Here is a 22,655-nt window from a genome sequence, read left to right on the forward strand (position 1 = left end):
GTAGCGCAAATCAGGATTTGATGTGGACTGTGCCGCCGGTCTCAAGGCTGGGTCTGCAGCGCGTACTGCTGCTGCGCCATGGTCACAAAAGTCAGCGCTGCCGGATTCCCGTCCTCCTCCCGCCGCCGGCACCAGGCGAGACTGACCTCACTGTCCCCCAAGGTATCCTCCAGCGGTCGGAAGACGATTCCCGGACGTTGAATTTCTGCAAAGGCCGAGAACAGGAAACTCAACCCGAGGCCCGCCATGACCGCGCTGAACACGGCATTGGAATCGGCAAGTTCCATCAGGATGTGCGGCTTCAGGGCATGGATGTGGCATTGGGCGAGAATGCGATCGTAGGACGCCGGTGCCACTTCGCGGCGCAGAAGAATCAATGACTCATGGTGCAGACGGTGGAGGGCTATGGCGCGCTCTGCGGCAAAGGGATGATCATCCGGGAGCACCAGCATCAGCGCCTCCCGTTGCAGCAGATGCTGATGAATATCTGGCAGGGTGTCCACATCACGGATGAAGCCGATATCAATCTGATCATCGCGCAGGGCCTGCAACTGCGCATCGCTGCTCATCTCCCGCAACTCCAGATGCACCCGCGGAAAGTGCTGACGAAAACTGCGCAGCAGCCCCGGCAGGAGGGCAATGGCGGTGGAGGCAAGAAAGCCGATCCGCAAGGTGCCGGCCTGACCGTGTTGCAGATCGCCGAGCAGGGCCTCCGTGCGCCGCGCCTGCGCCAGCAATTGTCTGGCTTCGGGCAAGAGCACCCGGCCGGCGGCCGTGAGCGAGACTTCCCGCTGGTTGCGCAGAAAAAGCGGCAGCCCGATCTCGTCTTCCAGAGCGCGGATGCTGCGGCTCAGGGAGGGCTGGGCGAGATGCAGGCGAATCGCCGCCCGATGAAAGTTCAGGGTTTCGGCGAGCACTACAAAATGGCGCAGATGACGCAGGTCCACTTCGGTATTACTCCTGGATTCGGGACTACGAGTGTAGCCCAGGGCCAGCGGGGGCGGCCAGTCAGCGGGACGGGCGTGAAGCGGCTGCGGAACGCAGGAACCAGTCCGGTACCGGCCGCCGTATCCACGGGCCATGCAGTGCGATCCGTACCGTCATGGTCAGACCGGGACGCAGCGGGTGCCGGGTCAAATCCCCGGGATCGACGGCGATGCGCACCGGCACCCGCTGGGTGAACTTGATCCAGTTGCCGCTGGCATTCTCCGGCGGCAGCACCGCGAAGACGGCGCCGGAGCCCCCTCCCAGTCCCACCACCCAGCCGTGATAGGTGACGGCGTTACCATAGAGATCGGCTTGCAGCGTCACCGCAGCGCCGGGGCGCACCCCCGCCAGGCGGGTTTCCTTGACGTTGGCGGTGACCCATATCTGCTGCAATGGCACCACGGTGAACAGGCATTGACCGGCGCGCACCCACTGTCCGGGCTGCACCGCCTGCTGCGCGACGATGCCGGTGACCGGGGCGCGGATGATACGGCGTGTCCAGTTCAGGCGGGCGAGGGCCAGGGCTTGCGTCGCCACACGTACGGCGGGGTTGCCCGCCGGCCCGGCGGCCCCGAGCTGCGCGGTGAGGGCTGCGCTATGCGCCGATTCGGCGCCGATCTCGGCTTGCAGGCGCCGCACCGCGTCGGCAGCGGTGATGGCGGCCATATCCTCGCTCGCACCGGCGCTGGCCGACGCCCGCAGACGCCAGGCCTTCTGCTGCGCACTGTTCAGGCTGGCCCGCAGGGCCGCTTCCTTGCTGCGACTGGCCTGAATCTCGTGGACCAGCGCCAGCGCCTCTTGCCGGGCCTGCGCCAGTTGTGCTTTCGCCTGTTGCAGCTTGCGACCAGCACGTTCCCCGCGAAGCATCACCAGGGGGGAGCCAGCCTCCACCCGCATGGTGTCGTAGGCGGGGATCGCGGCGACGGTTCCGGTCGTGCGCGCATCCACCGCGTAAAGGTTGCCCTCGACATAGGCATCGTCTACCTCCAGCCGCTCCTGTCCGATCAGCAACCACCAGAGGCCGTAGACCAGCAGACCGAGCAGGACCACGGCGGCCAGTATCCAGAGATTGCGCCGCCTCTGGTCCGCCCCGGCCTTACTCGCATTGTCAGGGGTGCTGTCTGGACTGGTCATAGCCGCCTCCCAATGCGGTTTCCAATTGGACCCAGGCCTGTAGTGCCGCATAACGGGCACGGCGCTGGGCCATTTGCTGATGAACGAGGGCGATCTGCTGCCGCAGCATCGCCGTGCGGTCGCTGAGGCCAAACGCTTGCGCGGCGGTGGTCAGTTTTTCCTGCTGGCGGGTGGCGCCGGTACCGGCCGCCTCGGCCTGCCAGGCCTGCCGGCTCAGCTGGTACCCAGACAGCGCCGTCAGCACCTGCTGGACCGATTGCAGGATGCTTTTCTGGTAAATTGCCACCGCCTGCGCTTGCTGCGCCTCGGCGCCGCGGAAGCGGCTGGTCAGCGCGCCGCTGGTAAATATCGGCAGCTGCAAGGCCGGTCCAAAGCGGTAAGCGAAGCTCGCCGGGTTCAGGAGCGTAGCAAGGTGGGCGCTGTTCATATCCAGCAGGGCCGAGAAAGAAATATCCGGATAAAAGGCGGCACGGGCGGTTTTGGTCTGCTCGACACTGGCGAGCGCCAATGCGCGTGCCGCCTGCACGTCGGGACGGTGGGCAAGGAGGCCCAGACTCAAATGCTGCGGCAGAGTGGGTATCCCTGCGGACGCGGGCACCACCGGCCGTAGCGGGAGGGCATCCGGCGCAATCGCCGCAAGCTCTGCCACGGCGAAGCGTGCGGCAGCCGCTCGTTGCTGCCAACGCGCCTGGCGGACAGTATTCTGCTGGAGCTGCAAAGACAGCTCGGCAATGGGCAGATCAGTCCCGAGGCCGAGACGTCGTTGGATTCGCAACAACGCCTGCTGCTGCTGGTAGAGGTGCTGCAAACGCCGGAGGCTGGCGAGCTGCCGTTCGGCTTCCGCCCAGCGTAGATAGGCATTGACGACGGCAGCGGCGAGCAGGCGGCGGGTATCCGCCAGTCGCGCTTCGGCGGCGCGTTGTTCACCCAGAGCCGCCTTGAGACGGTCCGCATATTTGCCCCAGAAATCGAGCACCTGCGTAAAGCCGAGTCCGACATCACCGCTGTCATAGAGTGTGTTGCCCAGACCCAGCGCACCCAGCGGGCTGTTGCCGCTGAACTGCAAAGGCGTGACGACCGCCTGCCCAAAAAGCTGCGGGCCGAGGGCTGCCGCCCGCCAGGCGCTGACCGATGCGGCCCAGTGGACCACATCGATGGCCTCTGCCAGACGCGGATTGGCTGGACTCAGTGCCCGGACCATGAGTTGATCGAGCCCGGCGCTGGCCAGCCCCGTCCACCAGTCCTGTTGCGGCCACGCGCCGGTGGGCAACGATTGCACGCCATCCAGTTGCTGCACGCTTTTTGCCCAGGCCGGGGCTTTGACATCCGCGGGACCAGGGGCGCGGATGGTCGGCGCGCAGCCGCCGAGGGCTACGATGCCCAGTGCCGCATACCCGGCAATCCAACGCTTACGGTGCATGTTTCGCATCCTCCTCCCGGCTCGGTTCCGCGTCAAAACCGGCGCTTTCCATGATCTGCTGCTCGATGGTGACCCGCCGGACCTGCCCGGCGCGGCGGCGGTACGGCCCTTTGGTGAGCCATACAAGGGCAAGCACGACCAGCGCCATCCAGCCCCAGAGCCAAAGCATGGATTGCATGGACAGCACGGCACTCTGGGTAGTCAGGCGCTGAATGGACAGGGCCTGCACGGCGGGACCGCTGACCGGCCAGCGCTCCAGCAGGCTTAGCAAGGGTAGGGAGGGGGATTGCCAGGCCAGGTGCGCCCTGAAGGTATCGCCATGTCGCATCCACAGTGCCGAGAAAGCGCTCGACAGATAGGCCCCACCCAGAATCCGCACAAAGTTCTGCAAGGTGGCCGCAGCAGGCAGGCGGCGCTGGGGCAGGCGTGAAAACATGATCAGGCTCAGGGGCACCAGATAAAACCCGATGGCGATGCCTTCGATCAAATGGCTGAGGAGCAGACTGCTCAGATTGCTGTGCAGGTTGAGCTCCGTAGTGAATCCATAAAGGGCGACGAATCCAAAACAGATGGTCGCCAGCCAGCGCGGGTTCACCCGATGCGAGATGGGCCCCATCACCGCAATCAGCGGTACGCCACCGAGGGCCATGGGCAGCAACACCACGCCTGCCCAAAAAGCCGAGTAGTTGGCATGACTGATGAGCGCCGAGACAAAAAGGCTGTTCCCGCCCAACAGCAGTCCCCAGCCGAAGACGAGTGCCGGCAGCGCCAGCACGTAATTCCGTCGCCGCAACAAACTGAGATCCAGGCAGGGCTGCGGCTGATGCTTCTCCCAAAGGAAAAAGGCGACAAGGAGCACGGCTCCCAAGCCGGTCAGCCAGCGGATGGCGGGCGCATCCCACCAGTTCCAGTCCTCGCCACGATTCAGCACGAGCTGAAAGGTCGCGCTCCAGGCAGCGAGCAGCGCCAGCCCGATCCAGTCAAAGGGCTGGCGCACGCGCTCATTGGGATCGTCGCGCAACAGGGCGGAAACCATGCCCAACGCCAGCAAACCCACGGGGAAAGTCAGCACCGCCGCCGCCCGCCAGTCCCAGGTGTAGGCGATCCAGCCCGCCAACGAGGGTCCGGCGAGCAAGGGCAGCACCAGATTGACGATGCTGAGATCGGCCGCCGTCTTTTGCCAGCGCGGCGGCGCATAGCGGATCAGCAATCGCCGGGTCAGCGGTGTCAGAAAACCCGCCGCCATGCCTTGCAGAAACCGACCACCCAGAAATAAGCCGAAATGATCACTGAATACATCGGGCAGGGTGGCCACCATCAGCAGGATGAGGGAGATCTGAAACATTCGCAGTTCGCCGAAACGCTGGTAGAGCCAGGTGGCGGGCACGACGGCGAGCGCCCAGGCCAGCAGGTAAAAAGTCAGTGACCAGATCGCGTGATCGAGACTGGTGCTGTAGGCTCCGGCGATGTACGGCAGCGTCGGGATGGACCAGGCGAGGCTCCACGATGCCAGCAGCAGGCCGCTGCTCAGGCCGAGCAGTAACAGCACGCCATCCATCCCGGAAAAGGCGGGGACAACGGGAGAAACGGGGCGAACAGCCAAGTGGATACCTGGAGCAGTGGGGACACCAAGCATACTAGAGGATTGCCGCACGCCGGGAAAATGCATTTTCTGGCCGAAACTGATGGCTTTTGCGCATCACAAGGAAGGCACGAGGCAGCGAAAGCCAGTCGGCGGGATCGGCAGGCGCCCCATGAGGCAAAGCCCAAAGGACCGGGTGGCAGAAAGTCCAACGACAGGAAACTGCAAATTCTTTGTTATTCGAAGTACTTCAGAGCGGGTTTAGTCGTCCGTCACTGCCGTGCTAGACTCAGCACTTCGGCGTTCTCTACCCCATTTCTCCCGATTCTTCGGGGAACCTTGTTGGATGTCGAATGTCTTTGTAGTTGGCAATATTTTCGGTGCTTAATTATGCTGGTTGATATGATGCGAAACATTGAAAAGCGCAGGGGCGGCAGACTGATGTTCCGGGTAACCCCGGTTTGCAAAAATGAGTGCTATGCTGGCGCCGCTCCCGCGCATACTTGTGTGAGTCAGGCCCCATGTCCTACATGATCAAAGAAACCACATGTCAACAGGCCTTTGCTGCGCTGGACGATTGCAACTCGGCGGTAATCGATGTGCGCTGTCCGGAGGAATATGCGCTGTACGGGCCGATACCAGGCGCCCACCTGATCCCCTGGAAGATGATTCGCGACGACATGCTGGTAGATAACGCTCATTTCGGTTGCGATCTGGAAAAAGTCGTGAGCTACCGCAAGGACACGGGTTATTTCCATCTGTACTTTATTTGCGGTAGCGGGAACCGCTCCTGCGAAGCTGCGGAATGCGCTTTGGACATACTGAGGGATGGCCGCTGCGAGGTATATAATGTTGTCGGCGGCATGGATGAGTGGGTCTGTGCCGGACTGCCGACCACACCCGCCGCCTTGCTGGGATAAGCCACGCGGTCGATGCCTTGGTGCGACCGCTGCTACCGTTTTAGGCTCCGTACATACTCATCTCTGGTGTAACGCCCGCAGTATCTCGTCCATCGGCTCCTGCCCGGAAACGACGCCTTGGTATTTGTCGATCACATGCCCTTCTTTATCGATGATTACCTGCGTAGGCGTGACCATTATGCCGCCCACGGCACGGGCGATGGAACCATTTTGATCCACGGACAAGGGGTAGGTCACCTGGGCCATGGCCGCGGCGGCGAGGCTTTTGGATCTGGATGATCCTGGTGTGGCGATACCCACCACCACCAGCCCCTGTGACCGATAGGACTGATAAAGCCGTTCAAGCTCGGGCAGTTCGTGGATACAAGGCGGGCAGTCAGGAGACCAAAAATTCAATACCACGACCTTGCCGCGCAGCGCCTGTAAATCCAAGGTTTGGCCGTTCACAAGTGGAATGGGCGTCGTGACCACGTCGGACTTGTGGAGAATCGGCCCAATAAGGCTCATCCAAAGCAAGAATGCTCCGATGAGGGCGACTATGGCCACTTTGGTCATTGGCCAGATAGTTTTCGGCATGATGGATGTCCCCAAAAAACAGCCCCCGTTTTTTTTACTATTCAAAGAATTCGCGCTGTTTTTCCAAATCAGCGCTGCAAGGGTATAGTCCAGACACTGCCATTCACCGAATCCAGTTTGAGCGTATAAGAACCTGCCGGCAGCTTCAGATTGCTCGTCGCCGGGGGCAGGGTAATGGTAGCCTTTGAACCTACCGGCCCGGTTATACCGTATTTACCGATATGAATTTTTTGATAATCGTAGTCGTTTTTCAAGGCCGTTTTGGGTAACGCGGCAAGCTTGGCGCTATCCCAATCCTCAACCACGCTGCCATCCCGGGTGTTGACGAGTTCCACATGAAGCACGTTGGATGGCGCTTCGGGGGTGCCCGCGTCCACATAGGCATGGAAGGTCACGGTTCCGTCCCCCTGCAGGTGGCCGCTATCGAGGGACCAATGATGTTTGGAGGGGCTCACCGGGCCGCCGTGAAATGGGGTGATCACCGAGCCGCGATAGTAGCTATAGGTGCCGACAATGAAAGCGACGGCGATCCAAAAGAGCACCATCGCGAATTTCTTGTACCCCTGGTCGCTCAGAGGCAAAGGCAAGCTGCCGCCCATCCAGCGAAACCATCCTTTTTGTGCCAGGCCGGGCCTTTTCGCCAAGAGCCAGTTGTCCAGGGAATAAGCGCCCCCGCCCACCAACAGGAGGGTCACGCCCATCGCAAAGTTCGACGCAGCCATGGTCCATTCGTCTATGCAGGTAGCTCCCTGCCAACCGAAAAGAAACATGAGCACGAAGGACAAGCCGATGGTGGTCAGGGCGGCGATGCGCGTCAGCAGGCCCGTGATGAGCATGAACCCCGCAAGCAGTTCTACCAGACTGAAGATAATTACGCCGACGTAGAGAAGAACGAAATGCTGCAGCAGGAAGGAAACGAGATGTTCCGTGCCCAGCAGGGCACCCGGCATGGCCGTCTGAAATTTATAGGCCATCCAGTGCCCGCCACCCCAAGCATCCAGTTTTTGCGGCCCATAAATAAACCGTCGGGAGCCGCCGCCCCAGTAAATCCAACCCTGCACGAAGCGCACGGCGAGCAGCCCTATCGCCGCCAGGCGCCATCCCCTATCCACTTGATACGCCCTACCGTTCACGCTCGTTGCACTGCCCATGATCTTTCTCCTGATGACCTGGGGGGCCATGCCCCCCTAATAAGTGCGTGGATCACTTTCCCTGAGTATAAGGCTGAAAGCCATACTCTTCGAAGATGTGCAGGGCCGTTGGCGACTTGAGAAAGTTTACCCACGCCTCTGCCCATTTGGGGTGAGGCGCATCCTTGACCGCTGCGGCCGCATAGATGGCCTTAGTATTGAACCGGGCCGGAATCGCCACGTGGCTGATGGGATTGCCGATCTTTTCCTGGAAGATGGCTTCGGATTTCCAGGTTACGCCGGCAACGGCCCGCCCTTGCATCAGGAACATGGGACTCTGGCGGTGGTGAATTTCCGTCAGGATGGTTTCGCCGTTCTTTACCTTGGTGTCATACACTGCGGTGGCCAGCGCCGGTCCGCCCACCTTGGTGAGGCTCATCTTGATTTGCCGGGCAATGCCTTCCCATGCGGGATTAGGCATGACCAATCGCACTCCGGGTTTGCCCAGATCCTGGAGTCCGGTGATGTGGGCCGGATTGCCTTTGGGAACCATAATGGCGAGATCGTTGGTGACATAGGGCACCGCCGGCCCCTTCAACAGGCCGTGCTGAACGTAATAATCCACTTTCTGCAACCCGGCGGCGTATACGTCGGGCTTGACCGTCCAGGTCATGTTCCCCACCGTAATGGTATTGCCATGCTCCATCTGTCGGATCAGCAAGCCCGGCGGAATGGTCTCGTAATATATTTTGCCTTTGATTTCCGGGTGCTCCTTCTCAAAGGCCGCCACCAGCGGTGCCATCGCAAAAAAGTAGTTCCCCCCCACGAAGATGCTCAGTTGCGGGTTATCAATGCTACCGTGAAAATCCGGCAGGTTATCGACTTCCGGGATAGTGAAATCCAACCCTTTTTGAGTGGCCGGGTTGTTGGTGCCATTTTGCCAGGGGGGAAATACCTGGCTCTTCGAGCCTTTGAACTCGCCTGGGGCACCCCAGCCGTTGTCCGCCGCCATGGCGCAGGTACCAAAAACCATCAGGGAGGCGGCTGCCAGCAGGGGGGCCAGCCGTAGTGTGCTACTTCTCGTCATCATATCGCTCCTCTTGATCTATTATTTTGCGTACTGAAAGCCAGCCAACTGGAGTTCCGGCAAGGTACCTACCACCCCCGGCGTCAGGATGACACCGGGAATGAGGTGGTTGGTGAATTCGGCCGCCATCTGCTCATGGGTGAGGCCATCGGGATTGATGCCTTTCTTGATCAATCCCTCGGTAATTTCCCATATCCCGTTATGACAACCCAGGAAAACAGCGCCGCGTCGCTGCAATACCGTCACGCTGTTATCCCTCGGCGAGAAAGGCCCTTCTGGGTTCTCAAAGTGGGCCGGGTCGGCGGCCGCCGCCGGCGGTTCTTTGATCCACTCATTGCCTTTCCATTTTCCGCCGGTCATCTGCACCAGATATTTATTCCAAATGAAATCATCGTACAGGGCCCAGTGGGCGGTGCCATGGGTAGCCGATACGCAGAGGAAATCCGGATGATTGAACGACCAGACCTGTACATTCATGCTATTGCGCATCAAGTTCAGCCAAGGACTGGAGACGTCCGTATTATCCCAGGCCTGTTTGGGGCCGCCGGCATAGTGGATGATCTCCCGCAAAGCAGCGTCATCCCATTGGTCGGGGTTGGTGAGAATCATGGGAACCGTTTTGAAGTCGCGCCGCCGCGGCGTTTTGGCCAAGCGTTCACTGAGTTCCTTCAGGCTCCTGGCACCAGCGGGCAACAAGTTGCCTGGGCTCCCGCTCAGGCCGGCCGCTACGGCGTTCGTTTGGGCACCCACAGCGCCCACGGCCAAGGCTCCGGCGCCCCACAATGCATGCTTCATGGCGTCGCGACGACTCAGCAGATTTTGCTCGTTACTCATGGTCCTCTCCTTTTGGCGTGCCAAACTACAACGTCTACTGCTTTTGCGCAGAATTAAGACTGGTGGCGGCGGGCTCGGTGCGCAGATAGCCGACAATGGCACTGGACTGGCAGACGACCAACGGCCGCTCGGCCTGGACTTCCGGAGGAATCCGGGTGGCAAGCTGCTGGTTACCCTTCATTACTCAACGGGCTTCCATCTCATGGACTCCAATAGTCCGGGGTGAGGGCGGGATCGGCGCTGCCTGGCGTATCCGATAAAAATAATGACCGGTTGTCAGGAATGCCGCGAATACGACGACGGCGAACACCAGGCTGCTGACCGCCAGTTGCATTCCCCCGGAAATCACATGGCCGGAGGTGCATCCGCCAGCCATGCGCGCACCGAAAAGGAGCAGGAAGCCGCCGACAAACGCCCAAAAAAAACGCTTGGCCGGTTTGGGACCGTGGTACCGCACCCACAATTCGGGCACGCTGGAGATGCGGAAGTTGCGGTGCAGCAGGGCGAAGAGCAGTCCGGCCAAAAACGCCCCGGCGAGAAACCATAATTCCCATGCGCCAGGCGTCGCTATGGTGGCCCAGTAGGATTCCGCGCCCAGGCCGGTAAGGGACATGGCCACATAAGGAAAGGCCGTGGATGCGCCCATGGGGTGACCGGCAACAAAGGGCAGGGCGAGTACGCAGTTGAGCAGCGCCAGTCCCACCGCGGCGTGCAGCCAACGCCAGTCATGATGCTGCAATTTCTGTAAATACAAGGCGACCCCCATGAACAGGATCGCCACGGCACTGGTGATACTCCAGAACAGGGTGTCATCGGGCAACAGGTTGCGGACAGACAGGGCGCCCAAGTTCGGACCGAAAAAGGGATTTATGGAAGGGTAGACCACCGCAAAAACCAGGGCGCCGCACAAACCGCCGATGATGCCGACCAGGGCATCGAGATTGCCCTGGCCCAGGGATATGGCGACGGTGCCGGGACAATAGCCGAGCACGGCCATGCCCACGCCGAAGAGCAGTCCGCCCACGACCACGCCGACGAGGACCAGGGGCTTGACGTGGTAGTCCGCCCAACCCAGGAGGATCTCGGACTGCAACAACAGCACGCCCAGGCCGATAGTGAAGGCCATGGTTTTGGCGACGGCGAGATTCTGCAACACCGCCATGCCCGCTATGGTGTTAAACCGGTTCAGACGCGCATATTGTAAAATCGCCCCGAACACGAAACCCCAAACGATGGTCTCCATACGCTCCTCCATCTTGTGTCAGGCATAGGGGAAAACCCACCTTGCCACTTTTCTTTATATCAATAAAGGTAACCTATTGTTCGGCCCTAGCAAATATAATTAATCTATAGGCAAATCAATTTTAACTGTTCCGCAATTTCAAAGCGGCGGCTCAGGGTCACCGGTAACTGACCTGTATTCCTAGGGATTGCCTGGAGATGCCCCGACCACCACTCAAGGAACGCGGATGTGTACCAGCCCAGGGAAGAGCGCCGCCAGGCCATTGGCGATAAAGGTCACGGCAATAGCAGCGAGCACCAGTCCGAAGATACGGGTAGAGATGTTGATGCCTGCTACCCCCAGCCGACGTGACAAGGGCTGCGCCAGGCGCAGTGCCCCATAGGCCACTCCGGCAATCAGCAATATATCGACGATTAGCAGGCCACTGGCCAGCCACGACGCATTTTTGTGATGGGCTATGATCACAGTGACCATGGTGCCCGGCCCTGCCAGCAGCGGAATGGCGAGAGGCACCACGGCAACCGCCTCTTTCTGCATACCCTCGGCAGCCTCCTCCGGGGTGTGGACATAGCCGCTGGACTTGGCCTGCAGCATGTTAAAAGCCAGCATCATCAGCACTATACCGCCCGCCACCTGAAAGGCGGCGATGCTGATCCCAAAGAATTGCAGAATATATTCTCCTAGAAACGCCGCGCTGAGCAGAACAATGGCTACGGCACGGGATGCCAGCTTGGCCGTAGCGATCTGCTGTTGCGCATCTTCGTTATTGGTCAGGGCAATAAAAATCGGGATGGCGCCAATAGGGTTGAGAATGGCGAGCAGTGCGATGAGGGTCCGCAAGGCGCTGTGCAGTTCAGTGCCGACGAGCATCCGCGCCTCCCTTACCAGGTCTGTTCCGATGCAAGGCCCTTGAAAATTGCGGCGTGAAGACGTATTTAATAGGCATCTTTGAAGTTACAACCCAATACGGAGTCGATACGATGCCAACTTACGAGTATGTATGCAAGGACTGTGGACACCATCTGAGCGCAGAGCAGCGCATGAGTGATCCCCGTCTGACCGACTGCCCCCACTGCGGCAAGCCGGGGCTGGAGCGACAGCTCAGCGCCGGGGGCTTCGCCCTGAAGGGCTCCGGCTGGTACCAGACCGACTTCAAGGGTGGCGGCAGCAAAGCTGGCGAGAGCACGCCGGAAGTTGCCGCTGCGCCATCCTGCCCCGCTGGGGGCTGCGCCTGTCATTGACGTAACGCGCGCGGCAAGGCTAGATTGTGCGCGGGCCTCCCGGTCGGGCGGCCCTTTTCTTATTGACTCATACGGGACGCAGCATGCGGACACACTATTGTAACAGCATTCACGAAGGCTTGATTGGCCAAACGGTCACCCTCTGCGGCTGGGCGCAACGGCGACGCGATCACGGCGGCGTCATTTTTATTGATCTGCGGGACCGCGAAGGCCTGGTACAGGTTGTCGCCGATCCGGATCAGATCGCCGCCTTCGCGGCCGCCAATGAGTGCCGCAGTGAGTTCGTGTTGCAGGTGGAGGGCGTCCTGCGTGCCCGTCCCACGGGTACCGAGAATCCCCAGATGCCCAGTGGCAAGGTCGAACTGGCAGCAGCGCACATCAGCATTCTCAACCGATCCGAGCCGGTCCCCTTCCCCCTGGATGAAGAAGACATCGCGGAGAATCTGCGGCTCAAATACCGCTATCTCGACCTGCGCCGCCCGGAAATGCTCCATCGTCTGCGCCTGCGCCATCAGGTCACCCGCTTCGTGCGCAGCTATCTGGACGGTGCCGGCTTTATCGACGTGGAAACCCCCGTCCTCACCCGCTCCACCCCCGAAGGCGCTCGTGACTATCTGGTGCCGTCGCGCACCCAGCCGGGACACTTTTTCGCGCTGCCCCAGAGTCCGCAGCTCTTCAAACAGCTGCTGATGGTGGCGGGACTGGACCGCTATTATCAGATCACCAAATGCTTCCGCGACGAAGACTTACGCGCCGATCGCCAGCCGGAGTTCACCCAGATCGATATCGAGGCCTCGTTTGTCGATGAAGAGGCCGTCATGGGGATTGCCGAGCCGATGATTCGCGGACTGTTTGCTGAGGTATTGGGCGTGCAGTTTTCCGATCCCTTTCCGAGGATGACGTACCGGGACGCCATACATCGTTTTGGCGTCGATCGCCCTGATCTGCGCAATCCGCTGGAGCTGACCGAACTCACCGACCTCATGGGTACGGTGGACTTCAAAGTGTTCCGCGAAGCCGCCGAACGTCCGCATGGACGGGTGGCTTGCCTGCGGGTACCCGGTGGCGCCCAGCTCAGCCGGGCGCAGATCGATGCCTACACCCAGTTCACCGCCATCTACGGGGCCAAGGGTCTGGCCTGGATCAAGGTGAATGCCCTGGATCAGGGCAACGAAGGCCTGCAATCCCCCATCGTCAAGTTCCTGCCGGAGAACGTCTTGCAGGAAATTCTCCGGCGTTGCGGCGCGGCGGCGGGCGACATCCTCTTTTTCGGTGCCGATACGGCCAAAATCGTCAATGAAGCCCTCGGCAATCTGCGCAATCGTGTGGCCGCCGATCTGGGGTTGCTGGAAGGCGAATGGTGCCCCGTCTGGATCACCGACTTCCCCATGTTCGACTATGACGACAAGGAAGACCGCTGGACCTCCACCCATCACCCCTTTACCGCGCCGCAGACGGAACACCTGGAAACCCTCAGCCAGGATCCCGGCAACGCCTTGGCGCGGGCCTACGACCTGGTGCTCAACGGCAACGAAATCGGCGGCGGCAGTATCCGCATCCACCAGGAGGCGGTACAGGAAAAGGTCTTCGCCGCCCTTGGTATTGGTGCGGAAGAGGCGCGGGATAAGTTCGGCTTCCTGCTCGACGCCCTCCATTATGGGGCCCCACCCCACGGCGGCCTGGCTTTCGGGTTGGATCGACTGGTGATGCTCCTGTGCGGCGCCGAGACCATCCGTGACGTGATCGCCTTCCCCAAGACGCAAAAGGCCGGTTGCCTGCTCACCGAAGCCCCCGGTACGGTAGCCGACAAGCAGCTTCAGGAACTGGGCATCCGCCTGCGTCCCGGAGTCGGAGCCGGGGTACAGAACCCCTGAGACGGGTATAGCTTGACGAACGGATGGCGACTTCGTAACGTAATCGAGCAGTTATGCACGCGCAATAGCGCCTGAGAGGGTCAGTTATGGGTGTGGAAACGGTGATGGTTCAGGGACTCCGGCGCAGTGATGGGTTGGAGCTCGACGCACGGATTCGGCGGGCCAAGGCCGCGCTGGGCAAACGTGCGGTCATTCTCGGCCACCACTATCAGCGCGAAGAAGTCTATCGCCACGCCGACTTTCATGGCGACTCCCTGCAACTCTCCCGCGCTGCCGCTGAGCAGGAGGCCGAGTTCATCGTCTTCTGCGGCGTTCACTTCATGGCGGAAGTAGCCGACATTCTCAGCCGCCCGGAACAGGCCAGCATCCTGCCGGACCTCAATGCGGGCTGCTCCATGGCCGACATGGCCGATATGCCACAGGTGCAGCGTGCCTGGGAGGAGCTGGCAACGGTGATTGATGTGGAGCGGGAGGTCACCCCCGTCACCTACGTGAACTCTTCGGCCGCGCTCAAGGCCTTTTGCGGCGTCCACGGTGGCACGGTCTGCACCTCCTCCAATGCCCGTAAAGTGCTCGACTGGTCTTTCCAGCAACGTCCCAAGGCCCTGTTCTTCCCCGATCAGCATCTGGGGCGCTGGACCGGACATCAACTGGGTATTCCCCTGCGCGATATGCCGGTCTGGGACCCCAGCTTGCCGCTCGGCGGCCTCACGCCGGAGGCCATCCGCCGGGCCAGAATCCTGCTCTGGAAGGGACATTGTTCCGTCCACCAGATGTTTCAGCCAGCCCATATCGAACGCTGGCGCCGCGAGCATCCGCAGGGGCAGGTGATCGCCCATCCGGAAGCGTCTTTTGAAGTCTGCGAGCGGTCCGATGCCGTCGGCTCCACGGATTTCATTCTGCGCACGGTCAAGGCTTCGCCGCCCGGCAGTGCGTGGCTGGTAGGCACAGAGATCAATCTGGTCACCCGCCTGGCCGACGAGGTGCGCGCGGAGGGCAAGACCGTGGAGTTCATGTCGCCCATGGTCTGCATGTGCTCCACCATGTTCCGCATTGATCCGGAGCAACTGGCGCGCTCGCTGGAAAACCTTCTTGCGGGCCAGGTGGTCAACCGGATTCAGGTAGACCCGGAGACCGCCGCCCAGGCCCGCCTGGCGCTCGGACGCATGCTGGCGGTGTCCTGACGGATACCATGGGGCAACCATCTGCGGTGGCCGACCAGGCAACGGAATGGTCCTTTACCCAGCGCGGCCTGCATGCCCTGCTTTACGGCTATACCCGCTTTTATCAAGGGGGGCGCTGGGAGCCCAGCAGTGTTCCCGAAACCGGGCCGGCCATCCTTGCCTGCAACCACGTCTCCGTGCTCGATCCCTTGTTTCTGGTAGCCAGCAACCGCCGGATGATTTCCTTTCTGGTCGCCCAGGAATATTACGACAACGCCTGGATGCGCCGCCTGCTGGAGCAGACCTACAGCATCCCCGTACGCCGCGACCGCCGTGACGTCAGTGCCCTCCTGCAGGCGCGACGGTTATTGGAAGACGGACGGGTGCTGGGCATATTTCCCGAAGGCGGGATCAACCGCGATCAGACCCAGAAAGGTGTTGCCTGGCTAGTGCGGGAAAGTGCCGCGCCGGTGGTGCCGGCCCATATCAGTGGCGCGCGGCAGGGCCGGTCCGACCTCGCCACCTGGCTGCACCGGCAGCGGCCCCTATTGCGTTATGGCGTGCCCCTGCATTTTCATCGCGATGTCAGCGCCGCCGAGGTGCTCGGCGCCACCATGAGCGCCATCGCCACCCTCGCATGACGGCATCCCCGCCTTTGCGGTACCATGGGCGATATTTTTGGCAGAATAATCCAGTGATAGAACAGGGAGTGCGTCATGTCCGGGCATAGTAAGTGGTCCACCATCAAATTCAAGAAGGCGCTGAAGGACGCCAAGCGCGGCAAGATTTTCACCCGCCTCATCCGCGAAATCACGGTGGCGGCGCGGGCAGGCGGCGGTGATCCGGCCAGTAACTCCCGCTTGCGTCTTGCCCTGGACAAGGCCTACGGGGCCAATATGGCCAAAGACACCATCGAGCGGGCGGTCAAGCGTGGCACCGGTGAGCTGGAAGGTGTGGATTACGAGGAAGTGACCTACGAGGGCTACGGCCCCGGCGGTGTCGCTATCCTGATCGAGACGATGACCGACAATAAGGTGCGGACCGTCGCTGAAGTGCGCCACATATTTTCCAAGCGCGGCGGCAATATGGGTACGGCAGGCTCGGTGGCTTATCAGTTTAAAAAGCTTGGCCTGATTGTTTTCCCGGCGGCTGCGGATGAGGACCGGATTCTGGAAGCGGCCCTGGAAGCAGGTGCGGAAGATGTGGTCAATGAAGGCGAGCGGATCGCCGTTTATACGGCCCCATCGGATCTTCACAGCGTGGTTCTGGCCCTGGAAGCGGCGGGGCTCAAACCGGAAGAAAGTGAAATGACGATGATTCCGGAGAATACGATCGAGGTCAGCGGTGAGGAGGCGGAGAAACTGCTGCGGCTCATCGATTTCCTCGAAGAAAATGATGACGTACAAAACGTCTACGCCAACTATGAAATCAGTGACGAGGAAATGGCCCGTCTGGAAGCGGCCTCCTGAAGCCGCGGCGGCGCTTCTGGCGGATACCGCAGCCATGGCGCTGAATGCGGGCGCATCGCCTGCATCCCTGCCCAAGGCGGTGGTGCGGGTCATTGGTATTGATCCCGGTTCTTTGCGCACCGGCTACGGCATTATTGAGTCCGACGCGTCTGGTCAGCTCCGGCATGTGGCCCACGGTTGCCTAAATGTGACTGGTCAGCCCTTTCTGGAGCGCATCGGCGCCATCTACCGCGAACTGCAACAGGTCATCGGCGACACGCAGCCGAATGTCGCGGCCATCGAGCAGGTGTTCATGGCGCGCAACGCCGACTCTGCCCTCAAGTTGGGGCAGGCACGAGGGGCGGCGCTAGTCGCCTTGCTGGAAGCCGGGTTGCCCGTACATGAATACACCGCGTTGCAGATCAAAAAAGCCGCCGTCGGTGGTGGCCATGCGGCCAAAGAGCAGGTGCAGAGCATGGTCCGCTGGCTCCTCAAACTCAGCGAAAACCCGCAGGCGGATGCTGCGGATGCGCTGGCCTGCGCCATTTGTCATGCCCATCATGCCAGCACCCGGCAACGCTGGCAGCTCGCTGACAGCCACTGAACCCGTTTCGACCAGAGGACCGACCCGTCATGATCACCTCGCTCACCGGTACCATCTTGCAGCGACGCCCGCCCTGGCTCTGGCTCAACGTGCAAGGGGTCGGCTATGAACTGGAGATGCCTCTGTCCGGCTTTTATCAGATGCCCGCCGAGGGTGCAGCCCTAACCGTCTACACCCACCTCACCATCCGCGAAGATGCCCATTTGCTCTATGGATTCATGACCACAGCGGAGCGCGATACCTTTCGTCTGCTGATCCGGGTCAACGGTATCGGCGGCAAGGTGGCACTGGCCTGTCTTTCTGGTCTGTCTGCGGAGCGGCTCAGTCAAGCCGTGGCCGAGGGCAACACGGCGCAACTCACCGCCATCCCCGGCATCGGCCCGAAAACCGCTGAACGGTTGGTGGTAGAACTGCGCGACAAGATGGGTGGCATCGCACCGGGACCGGTGGGGTGCAGCACGGTCGGCGACCCCCGTCAGGAAGCCATTGCAGCACTGCTGACTTTAGGTTATAAGCCTGCGCAGGCGACTCAGGCCATGGCCGGCCTGGCGGAAGGTCTGGGTCTGGAAGACCTCATCCGCCAGTCGCTGCAACATTTGTCACGTCATTGATTTTTTGGAACCCGCCAGCGCGCCGATGGTCAGATCAGGATGATGGATAGAGGCCCTCTCAACCCCCAGGAAGCCCACAACGATGCGGTAGACCATGCCCTGCGTCCGCGTCGACTGGCGGAATATCTCGGGCAGGCCAAACTACGAGAATCCCTGGGCCTGTATATCGATGCAGCCAAGGGGCGTAGCGAGGCGCTGGATCATGTGCTGCTCTTCGGCCCACCCGGACTCGGCAAGACCACCCTGGCCCATATCATCGCCCAGGAGATGGGCGCGGGTCTCAAGGTCACCTCTGGCCCCGTGCTCGACAAGCCGGGCGATCTGGCCGCCATCCTCACCAACCTGCAACCCCATGACGTGCTTTTTGTCGATGAAATTCACCGCCTCAGCCCGGTGGTGGAAGAAATCCTCTACCCGGCGCTGGAAGACTACGAACTGGACATCCTCATCGGCGAAGGACCTGCCGCGCGTTCCATCAAAATCAGCCTGCCGCCCTTCACCCTGATTGGCGCCACCACCCGTGCCGGGCTGCTGACCTCGCCTTTGAGGGACCGCTTCGGCATCAGTTTTCATCTGGAATTTTACAGCGATGCCGAACTGACCCAGATCGTCACCCGCTCCGCCCAAATTCTGGGTACCCCCCAAGCCCTGGAAGGTGCGCAGGAGATCGCCCGGCGCGCGCGGGGCACGCCGCGCATCGCCAACCGCCTGCTGCGCCGGGTGCGGGACTATGCCCAGGTACGCGGTAATGGCGAAATTGACATGGCGACGGCGCAGGCTGCTCTGACCCTCATGGAGGTGGACCAACATGGTTTCGATGGCCAGGATCGCAAGTTGCTCCAGGCCGTTATCGCACGCTTTGCGGGCGGGCCGGTAGGGGTGGAGAGTCTGGCGGCCGCCATTGGCGAGGAGCGCGGCACCATCGAAGATGTGCTGGAACCCTTTCTGATTCAGCGCGGTTATCTGATTCGCACCCCACGCGGGCGCTGCGCAACGGAACTCAGCTATCTCGCCCTGGGTCTGACGGCCCCCAAGGAACCCGGGGGACTTTTCGATGCTGGCCAATGATCCCATCAGCATCTTCCACGTTCGCGTTTATTATGAAGATACGGATCATGGCGGGGTAGTGTACCATGCCAACTACTTACGCTTCATGGAACGTGCCCGCACCGAAATGCTGCGCGAACGGGGTTATGAACTGGATGTACTGGAGCAGGATGCGGGGATCATTTTTGCGGTGCGCCGCGCTCGTCTGGACTTCCGCGCCCCGGCCCGCTTCAATGACCTGCTCCGTGTGGAAACCCGGGTCGTGAGCAAGAGCCCCGTGCGTATGGGATTTCAGCAAATCATCTCTGTCGGGGACAGGATGCTCTGTAGCGGAGAGGTGGAAGTGGTTTGCCTCGATGCCGCCCGTTTTCTTCCCCACGTCATCCCTGCAGATTTGTTGCAGGCCGTCCCGCTTTCTGTTCAGCCGTGAGATTTTATGGATCCGCATAGCATCGCCAATAGTGCGCAGTCCCTCTCCCTGGGCCATCTGGTCATGAACGCCAGTTGGATCGTGCAGGGCATACTCGTCATCCTGCTCATCGCCTCCGTCGCCTCCTGGACCATCATCTTCCAGAAATGGGCCGTCTTTGCCAGCGCCCACCGCGCTCTGGAGCGCTTTGAGAAGCGCTTCTGGAGCGGCGGTGAGATGAGCCAGATCTATCAGCACGTTTCCGGTAACAGCGATCTGGAAACAGGGGCCGGCAGCATCTTCTGTGCCGGTTACGAAGAATTCCAGCGCCAGCGCAACAAGATTCGCCCCAGCGACGCCCTCGATGCAGCGCGACGCGCCATGCGGGTGGCCCAGATGCGCGAGGTCGGGCGCCTGGAAAACAACCTCGCCTTTCTTGCCTCCGTATCCTCCGTAAGCCCTTTTATCGGCCTTTTCGGCACCGTCTGGGGCATCATGACCGCCTTCATGCATATCGGCATAGCGGGACAAGCCACCCTCGCGACAGTGGCGCCCCCCGTCGCCGAAGCCCTCATCGCCACCGCGGCAGGTCTGTTCGCCGCCATCCCGGCGACCGCGGCTTATAACCGCTATGTCCATCAACTGGACAAGCTGGATGCGCAGTACGAAGTGTTCATGGATGAATTCACCAACATCCTGCACCGGCAGGTGCCTGAGACAAAACCATGAAACGACGGCGCCTCATGGCGGAGATGAACGTCGTCCCTTACATCGACGTGACCCTCGTGCTGCTGGTGATTTTCATGCTCTCAGCGCCATTACTGACCCAAGGCGTCAACGTCAATTTGCCCAAGGGCGTGACCAAACCGGTATCGGATAAGACACCACCGGTACTGATTTCGGTGACGCGGCAGGGCAGTATCTCAGTGCAATACAAGGGACACCACAGCGCCGTCGCCCTGGATAACCTCGCGACGACAGTGCGGCATATTGCCGCTGCCAGCCACAATCAGGTACAGGTGCTGGTGGGCGGCGATGCGCATGTGGATTACGGCAAGGTCATGGCGGTCATGGCGCGTTTGCAGGAGGCGGGCATTTCCCATGTCGGCCTGCTGACCCGTCCGGAGGGGCATTGAAAGAGCACAAACGGATCTGGCCGCTGGTGCTGGCTATTGCGCTCAACGGCGCGATACTGGTGGCCTTGTTCTGGAGCTTCCACATGAACGTGCCGAGCAGCACCGGGGATACCCCGATGCAGGCACAGCTGAGCAGCGGCATGCCACCGGCTGCGGCGCCGCAGCCGGTGGCCGTGCCACAACCAGTACCCGTGCCACAGCCCGCACCAAAACCGGTGCCGTTACCGAAACCCAAGCCCTCCACTCCGCCGCCGCCCAGCGCCGCGCAGATGGCCGCGGAAAAATCGGCACAAGAAAAGGCCGCCGCGGAAAAACAGGCCGCCGAAAAGCGGGCTGAGGAACTGGCGGCGCGCGCAGCGCAGGAGAAAGCCGCGCAACGGGCGGCCGACAAAGCCGCCGCCGAAAAGGCGGCCGCACAAAAAGCCGCTGCGCAGAAAGCGGCAGCAGCAAAAGCCGCCGCCGAAAAGCAGGCTGCCCAAAAAGCGGCCGCCGTTCAGCGCGCGGCGGCGCTGAAGCAGCAACTCGCCGAACAGCAGGCCAAGGCCGCGGAGGCGGCGCGGGCCAAGGCGCTGCAGCAGCAGATGGAGGCCGGAGCCAAGCGGCAGGCCGAGGCCAACATGGCAGCGGCACTGGCTAAGCAGGCAGCGGAAAATCAGCGATTGTCCACTATTTTCGGTAGCGAAATTGCAGAACGTGTAAAGAGACATTGGCAGCCCGTTTTTGCACCCAATCTTCATTGTCGCGTAAGCATCGAACTCTCACCGCAAGGCCAGCTAGAAGGTGCACCTGCGATTACCCAGTCCAGTGGAAATGCACAATTTGATTCAGCGGTGATTGCGGCGATTGAAGCGGCAGCGCCGTTCCCGCCGCCCATCGGGCTGTCATACTCAGAATTTAAAGTTGTGAATATCGTCTTCAGCGCTAAGGAGCTCAGTAATGGCTAAAAAGTTAATATTTATTTGGCTGCTATCGCTTTTAACATGGGCCTTCGTTCTGCCCGCCCAAGCGGCGCTCACGGTGGAAATCACCAAGAATGTGGCCTCGGCACTGCCTATCGCCATTCCCTCTTTTGGTCCGGGTATAGCCGGACAGCCATCCGTTGCCGATGTGGTCCGTAATGACCTGCGCCACAGCGGCTTGTTCCGGGTCATCGACCCGGCGGGCTATCCCGGTGACCCCCGCGCTCCCGGCGACGTGAAGGCCGCGGCCTGGACAACGGTGGGGGCTACCGGCCTGGCCGTGGGTTCCGTGGAACCGTTAAACGGCGGCTATGTGGTCAACGTCTATGTCTACAACGTCAGCACCGGGCAGGAACTCACCGCCCACCGTTTCACTTGCTCCGCCGCCGAGTTGCACATGACCGCGCATCACGTCGCAGACGTCATCTATAAGGCGTTTACCGGCAAACCTGGCCCCTTTGCCAGCCGGATCGCCTATGTCCGCCAGACAGGTGAAAACTACGAGCTGCTGGTGGCGGAATCCGACGGCTGGAATCCGCACCCCATCGTGCGCGGTCGCATGCCGGTATTCTCCCCCGTCTGGTCGCCGGACAACCGGCGCCTGGCCTACGTCACCTACGCCAACGCCCGGGCCGTGATCTATGTGCAGGACCTGGCTACCGGACAACGCCAGTCCATCGCCCCCGGTGGCGAGATTGTCAGCGCGCCAGCCTTCTCACCCAATGGTGAAGATCTGGCCTACGCCCGTTCCTCCGGTGGCCATACGGAACTCTATGTGGCCCATTTGCGGACCGGACAACGCCAGCAATTGACCCATGATGACGCCATCAATACCTCCCCCACCTGGTCGCCGGACGGCAGTCAGATCATATTCGTCTCCGATCGCGCCGGTGGTCCGCAGATCTACGGGATGAATGCGCGTGGCGGCGGTGTGCATCGTCTGAGCTACGACGGCGACTACAATGCCGGTCCGGTCTACTCGCCTGCGGGCAATGCGATCGCCTTTATTCACCGCACCGATGGCGTCTATGCCCTCGCCGTGATGAACCCGGACGGCAGCGGCGTGCGCGTGCTGGATGCCCAGGGCAATTGCGATCACCCGAGCTTCGCCGGCAATGGTCAGATGATCGTCTACGGCACCCACCGCGGCGGGCACAAAGTGCTGGCCGAGGTCAGCCTGGACGGCAAGACCATGGCCGTACTGCACAGCAACGCAGGAGAGGACAGCCAACCGGCCTGGTCACATTAAA

At 61.2% G+C, this 22,655-nt stretch carries 25 protein-coding genes; 14 read left to right on the forward strand and 11 right to left on the reverse strand.

The window, feature by feature from the left end:
• Positions 1–41: 41 nt before the first annotated feature.
• The 4 genes from M0P56_RS08615 to M0P56_RS08630 form a co-directional block, all read right to left on the reverse strand.
• Positions 42–947: a LysR family transcriptional regulator gene (locus tag M0P56_RS08615; protein ID WP_291509638.1), complete on the reverse strand. Its 906-nt coding sequence runs from the start codon at positions 945–947 to the stop codon at positions 42–44.
• Positions 948–1,008: 61 nt separating this feature from the next.
• Entirely contained in the window at positions 1,009–2,121 is a 1,113-nt protein-coding gene (locus M0P56_RS08620) for an HlyD family efflux transporter periplasmic adaptor subunit (protein ID WP_291509639.1), read from the reverse strand.
• A complete protein-coding gene (locus M0P56_RS08625) occupies positions 2,096–3,541 on the reverse strand; it encodes a TolC family protein (RefSeq protein ID WP_291509640.1) in 1,446 nt (481 codons plus the stop codon). The genes M0P56_RS08620 and M0P56_RS08625 overlap by 26 nt, the downstream gene beginning before the upstream one ends.
• Positions 3,531–5,144, reverse strand: coding sequence for an MFS transporter (locus M0P56_RS08630; RefSeq protein ID WP_291509641.1), 1,614 nt, complete (start codon positions 5,142–5,144; stop codon positions 3,531–3,533). The genes M0P56_RS08625 and M0P56_RS08630 overlap by 11 nt, the downstream gene beginning before the upstream one ends.
• Before the next feature lie 500 nt (positions 5,145–5,644).
• Here M0P56_RS08630 and M0P56_RS08635 point away from each other — a divergent pair, with 500 nt between their 5' ends.
• Complete coding sequence (locus M0P56_RS08635; protein WP_291509642.1) at positions 5,645–6,043, forward strand: rhodanese-like domain-containing protein; 399 nt, start codon at positions 5,645–5,647, stop codon at positions 6,041–6,043.
• Between the two features lie 57 nt (positions 6,044–6,100).
• Here M0P56_RS08635 and M0P56_RS08640 read toward each other — a convergent pair whose 3' ends face one another.
• The 7 genes from M0P56_RS08640 to M0P56_RS08670 all read right to left on the reverse strand — a co-directional run bounded on the left by M0P56_RS08640 (position 6,101) and on the right by M0P56_RS08670 (position 11,783).
• A complete protein-coding gene (locus M0P56_RS08640; protein WP_291509643.1) occupies positions 6,101–6,619 on the reverse strand; it encodes a TlpA disulfide reductase family protein in 519 nt (172 codons plus the stop codon).
• Between the two features lie 68 nt (positions 6,620–6,687).
• Positions 6,688–7,770, reverse strand: coding sequence for a TQO small subunit DoxD (locus tag M0P56_RS08645; RefSeq protein WP_291509644.1), 1,083 nt, complete (start codon positions 7,768–7,770; stop codon positions 6,688–6,690).
• A 52-nt stretch (positions 7,771–7,822) separates the two neighbouring features.
• Positions 7,823–8,839 (reverse strand): substrate-binding domain-containing protein, encoded by a 1,017-nt coding sequence (locus M0P56_RS08650; protein ID WP_291509645.1) that lies wholly within the window; start codon positions 8,837–8,839, stop codon positions 7,823–7,825.
• Positions 8,840–8,857: 18 nt separating this feature from the next.
• On the reverse strand, positions 8,858–9,670 hold the full coding sequence (locus M0P56_RS08655; protein ID WP_291509646.1) for a transcriptional initiation protein Tat: 813 nt from the start codon (positions 9,668–9,670) through the stop codon (positions 8,858–8,860).
• 34 nt (positions 9,671–9,704) lie between these two features.
• A complete protein-coding gene (locus M0P56_RS08660) occupies positions 9,705–9,851 on the reverse strand; it encodes a hypothetical protein (protein WP_291509647.1) in 147 nt (48 codons plus the stop codon).
• 3 nt (positions 9,852–9,854) lie between these two features.
• Positions 9,855–10,913, reverse strand: coding sequence for a YeeE/YedE thiosulfate transporter family protein (locus M0P56_RS08665; RefSeq protein ID WP_291509648.1), 1,059 nt, complete (start codon positions 10,911–10,913; stop codon positions 9,855–9,857).
• Positions 10,914–11,126: 213 nt separating this feature from the next.
• Positions 11,127–11,783, reverse strand: coding sequence for a MarC family protein (locus tag M0P56_RS08670; RefSeq protein ID WP_291509649.1), 657 nt, complete (start codon positions 11,781–11,783; stop codon positions 11,127–11,129).
• Between the two features lie 110 nt (positions 11,784–11,893).
• Between M0P56_RS08670 and M0P56_RS08675 the strand changes: the two genes are divergently transcribed.
• The 13 genes from M0P56_RS08675 (at position 11,894) to tolB (ending at position 22,654) form a co-directional block, all read left to right on the forward strand.
• On the forward strand, positions 11,894–12,154 hold the full coding sequence (locus M0P56_RS08675; protein WP_291509650.1) for a zinc ribbon domain-containing protein: 261 nt from the start codon (positions 11,894–11,896) through the stop codon (positions 12,152–12,154).
• An 83-nt stretch (positions 12,155–12,237) separates the two neighbouring features.
• A complete protein-coding gene (gene aspS, locus M0P56_RS08680) occupies positions 12,238–14,028 on the forward strand; it encodes an aspartate--tRNA ligase (RefSeq protein WP_291509651.1) in 1,791 nt (596 codons plus the stop codon).
• Between the two features lie 104 nt (positions 14,029–14,132).
• Complete coding sequence (nadA, locus tag M0P56_RS08685) at positions 14,133–15,212, forward strand: quinolinate synthase NadA (RefSeq protein WP_291509652.1); 1,080 nt, start codon at positions 14,133–14,135, stop codon at positions 15,210–15,212.
• 8 nt (positions 15,213–15,220) lie between these two features.
• Complete coding sequence (locus tag M0P56_RS08690) at positions 15,221–15,832, forward strand: lysophospholipid acyltransferase family protein (protein ID WP_291509653.1); 612 nt, start codon at positions 15,221–15,223, stop codon at positions 15,830–15,832.
• Positions 15,833–15,907: 75 nt separating this feature from the next.
• Positions 15,908–16,660: a YebC/PmpR family DNA-binding transcriptional regulator gene (locus M0P56_RS08695; protein ID WP_291509654.1), complete on the forward strand. Its 753-nt coding sequence runs from the start codon at positions 15,908–15,910 to the stop codon at positions 16,658–16,660.
• Positions 16,661–16,739: 79 nt separating this feature from the next.
• Positions 16,740–17,243 carry a crossover junction endodeoxyribonuclease RuvC gene (gene ruvC, locus M0P56_RS08700; protein WP_366110035.1) on the forward strand — a complete coding sequence of 168 codons (504 nt, stop codon included), beginning with the start codon at positions 16,740–16,742 and terminating at the stop codon, positions 17,241–17,243.
• 29 nt (positions 17,244–17,272) lie between these two features.
• On the forward strand, positions 17,273–17,854 hold the full coding sequence (gene ruvA / locus M0P56_RS08705) for a Holliday junction branch migration protein RuvA (RefSeq protein WP_291509656.1): 582 nt from the start codon (positions 17,273–17,275) through the stop codon (positions 17,852–17,854).
• 39 nt (positions 17,855–17,893) lie between these two features.
• Positions 17,894–18,922 (forward strand): Holliday junction branch migration DNA helicase RuvB, encoded by a 1,029-nt coding sequence (gene ruvB, locus M0P56_RS08710; RefSeq protein ID WP_291509657.1) that lies wholly within the window; start codon positions 17,894–17,896, stop codon positions 18,920–18,922.
• Entirely contained in the window at positions 18,909–19,331 is a 423-nt protein-coding gene (gene ybgC, locus M0P56_RS08715) for a tol-pal system-associated acyl-CoA thioesterase (protein WP_291509658.1), read from the forward strand. The genes ruvB and ybgC overlap by 14 nt, the downstream gene beginning before the upstream one ends.
• A 6-nt stretch (positions 19,332–19,337) precedes the next feature.
• On the forward strand, positions 19,338–20,039 hold the full coding sequence (tolQ, locus tag M0P56_RS08720) for a protein TolQ (RefSeq protein WP_291509659.1): 702 nt from the start codon (positions 19,338–19,340) through the stop codon (positions 20,037–20,039).
• Positions 20,036–20,446, forward strand: a complete 411-nt coding sequence (tolR, locus tag M0P56_RS08725; RefSeq protein WP_291509660.1) for a protein TolR — start codon at positions 20,036–20,038, stop codon at positions 20,444–20,446. The genes tolQ and tolR overlap by 4 nt, the downstream gene beginning before the upstream one ends.
• A complete protein-coding gene (gene tolA / locus M0P56_RS08730) occupies positions 20,443–21,390 on the forward strand; it encodes a cell envelope integrity protein TolA (RefSeq protein ID WP_291509661.1) in 948 nt (315 codons plus the stop codon). The genes tolR and tolA overlap by 4 nt, the downstream gene beginning before the upstream one ends.
• A complete protein-coding gene (gene tolB / locus M0P56_RS08735; RefSeq protein WP_291509662.1) occupies positions 21,383–22,654 on the forward strand; it encodes a Tol-Pal system beta propeller repeat protein TolB in 1,272 nt (423 codons plus the stop codon). The genes tolA and tolB overlap by 8 nt, the downstream gene beginning before the upstream one ends.
• Position 22,655: the final 1 nt, after the last annotated feature.

Origin of the sequence: Acidithiobacillus sp., from assembly GCF_023229925.1 — a bacterium.
GTDB lineage: Bacteria > Pseudomonadota > Gammaproteobacteria > Acidithiobacillales > Acidithiobacillaceae > Acidithiobacillus.

Coding starts and splice junctions, on each gene's coding strand:
- M0P56_RS08650 (WP_291509645.1), bottom strand. CDS start 8,839: ATGATGACGAGAAGTAGCACACTACGGCTGGCCCCCCTGCTGGCAGCC.
- M0P56_RS08675 (WP_291509650.1), top strand. CDS start 11,894: ATGCCAACTTACGAGTATGTATGCAAGGACTGTGGACACCATCTGAGC.
- ruvB (WP_291509657.1), top strand. CDS start 17,894: ATGATGGATAGAGGCCCTCTCAACCCCCAGGAAGCCCACAACGATGCG.
- M0P56_RS08690 (WP_291509653.1), top strand. CDS start 15,221: ATGGGGCAACCATCTGCGGTGGCCGACCAGGCAACGGAATGGTCCTTT.
- M0P56_RS08635 (WP_291509642.1), top strand. CDS start 5,645: ATGTCCTACATGATCAAAGAAACCACATGTCAACAGGCCTTTGCTGCG.
- M0P56_RS08625 (WP_291509640.1), bottom strand. CDS start 3,541: ATGCACCGTAAGCGTTGGATTGCCGGGTATGCGGCACTGGGCATCGTA.
- ybgC (WP_291509658.1), top strand. CDS start 18,909: ATGCTGGCCAATGATCCCATCAGCATCTTCCACGTTCGCGTTTATTAT.
- M0P56_RS08645 (WP_291509644.1), bottom strand. CDS start 7,770: ATGGGCAGTGCAACGAGCGTGAACGGTAGGGCGTATCAAGTGGATAGG.
- tolB (WP_291509662.1), top strand. CDS start 21,383: ATGGCTAAAAAGTTAATATTTATTTGGCTGCTATCGCTTTTAACATGG.
- aspS (WP_291509651.1), top strand. CDS start 12,238: ATGCGGACACACTATTGTAACAGCATTCACGAAGGCTTGATTGGCCAA.
- M0P56_RS08620 (WP_291509639.1), bottom strand. CDS start 2,121: ATGACCAGTCCAGACAGCACCCCTGACAATGCGAGTAAGGCCGGGGCG.
- M0P56_RS08695 (WP_291509654.1), top strand. CDS start 15,908: ATGTCCGGGCATAGTAAGTGGTCCACCATCAAATTCAAGAAGGCGCTG.
- M0P56_RS08665 (WP_291509648.1), bottom strand. CDS start 10,913: ATGGAGACCATCGTTTGGGGTTTCGTGTTCGGGGCGATTTTACAATAT.
- M0P56_RS08660 (WP_291509647.1), bottom strand. CDS start 9,851: ATGAAGGGTAACCAGCAGCTTGCCACCCGGATTCCTCCGGAAGTCCAG.
- tolR (WP_291509660.1), top strand. CDS start 20,036: ATGAAACGACGGCGCCTCATGGCGGAGATGAACGTCGTCCCTTACATC.
- M0P56_RS08640 (WP_291509643.1), bottom strand. CDS start 6,619: ATGCCGAAAACTATCTGGCCAATGACCAAAGTGGCCATAGTCGCCCTC.
- tolQ (WP_291509659.1), top strand. CDS start 19,338: ATGGATCCGCATAGCATCGCCAATAGTGCGCAGTCCCTCTCCCTGGGC.
- M0P56_RS08670 (WP_291509649.1), bottom strand. CDS start 11,783: ATGCTCGTCGGCACTGAACTGCACAGCGCCTTGCGGACCCTCATCGCA.
- ruvA (WP_291509656.1), top strand. CDS start 17,273: ATGATCACCTCGCTCACCGGTACCATCTTGCAGCGACGCCCGCCCTGG.
- nadA (WP_291509652.1), top strand. CDS start 14,133: ATGGTTCAGGGACTCCGGCGCAGTGATGGGTTGGAGCTCGACGCACGG.
- M0P56_RS08655 (WP_291509646.1), bottom strand. CDS start 9,670: ATGAGTAACGAGCAAAATCTGCTGAGTCGTCGCGACGCCATGAAGCAT.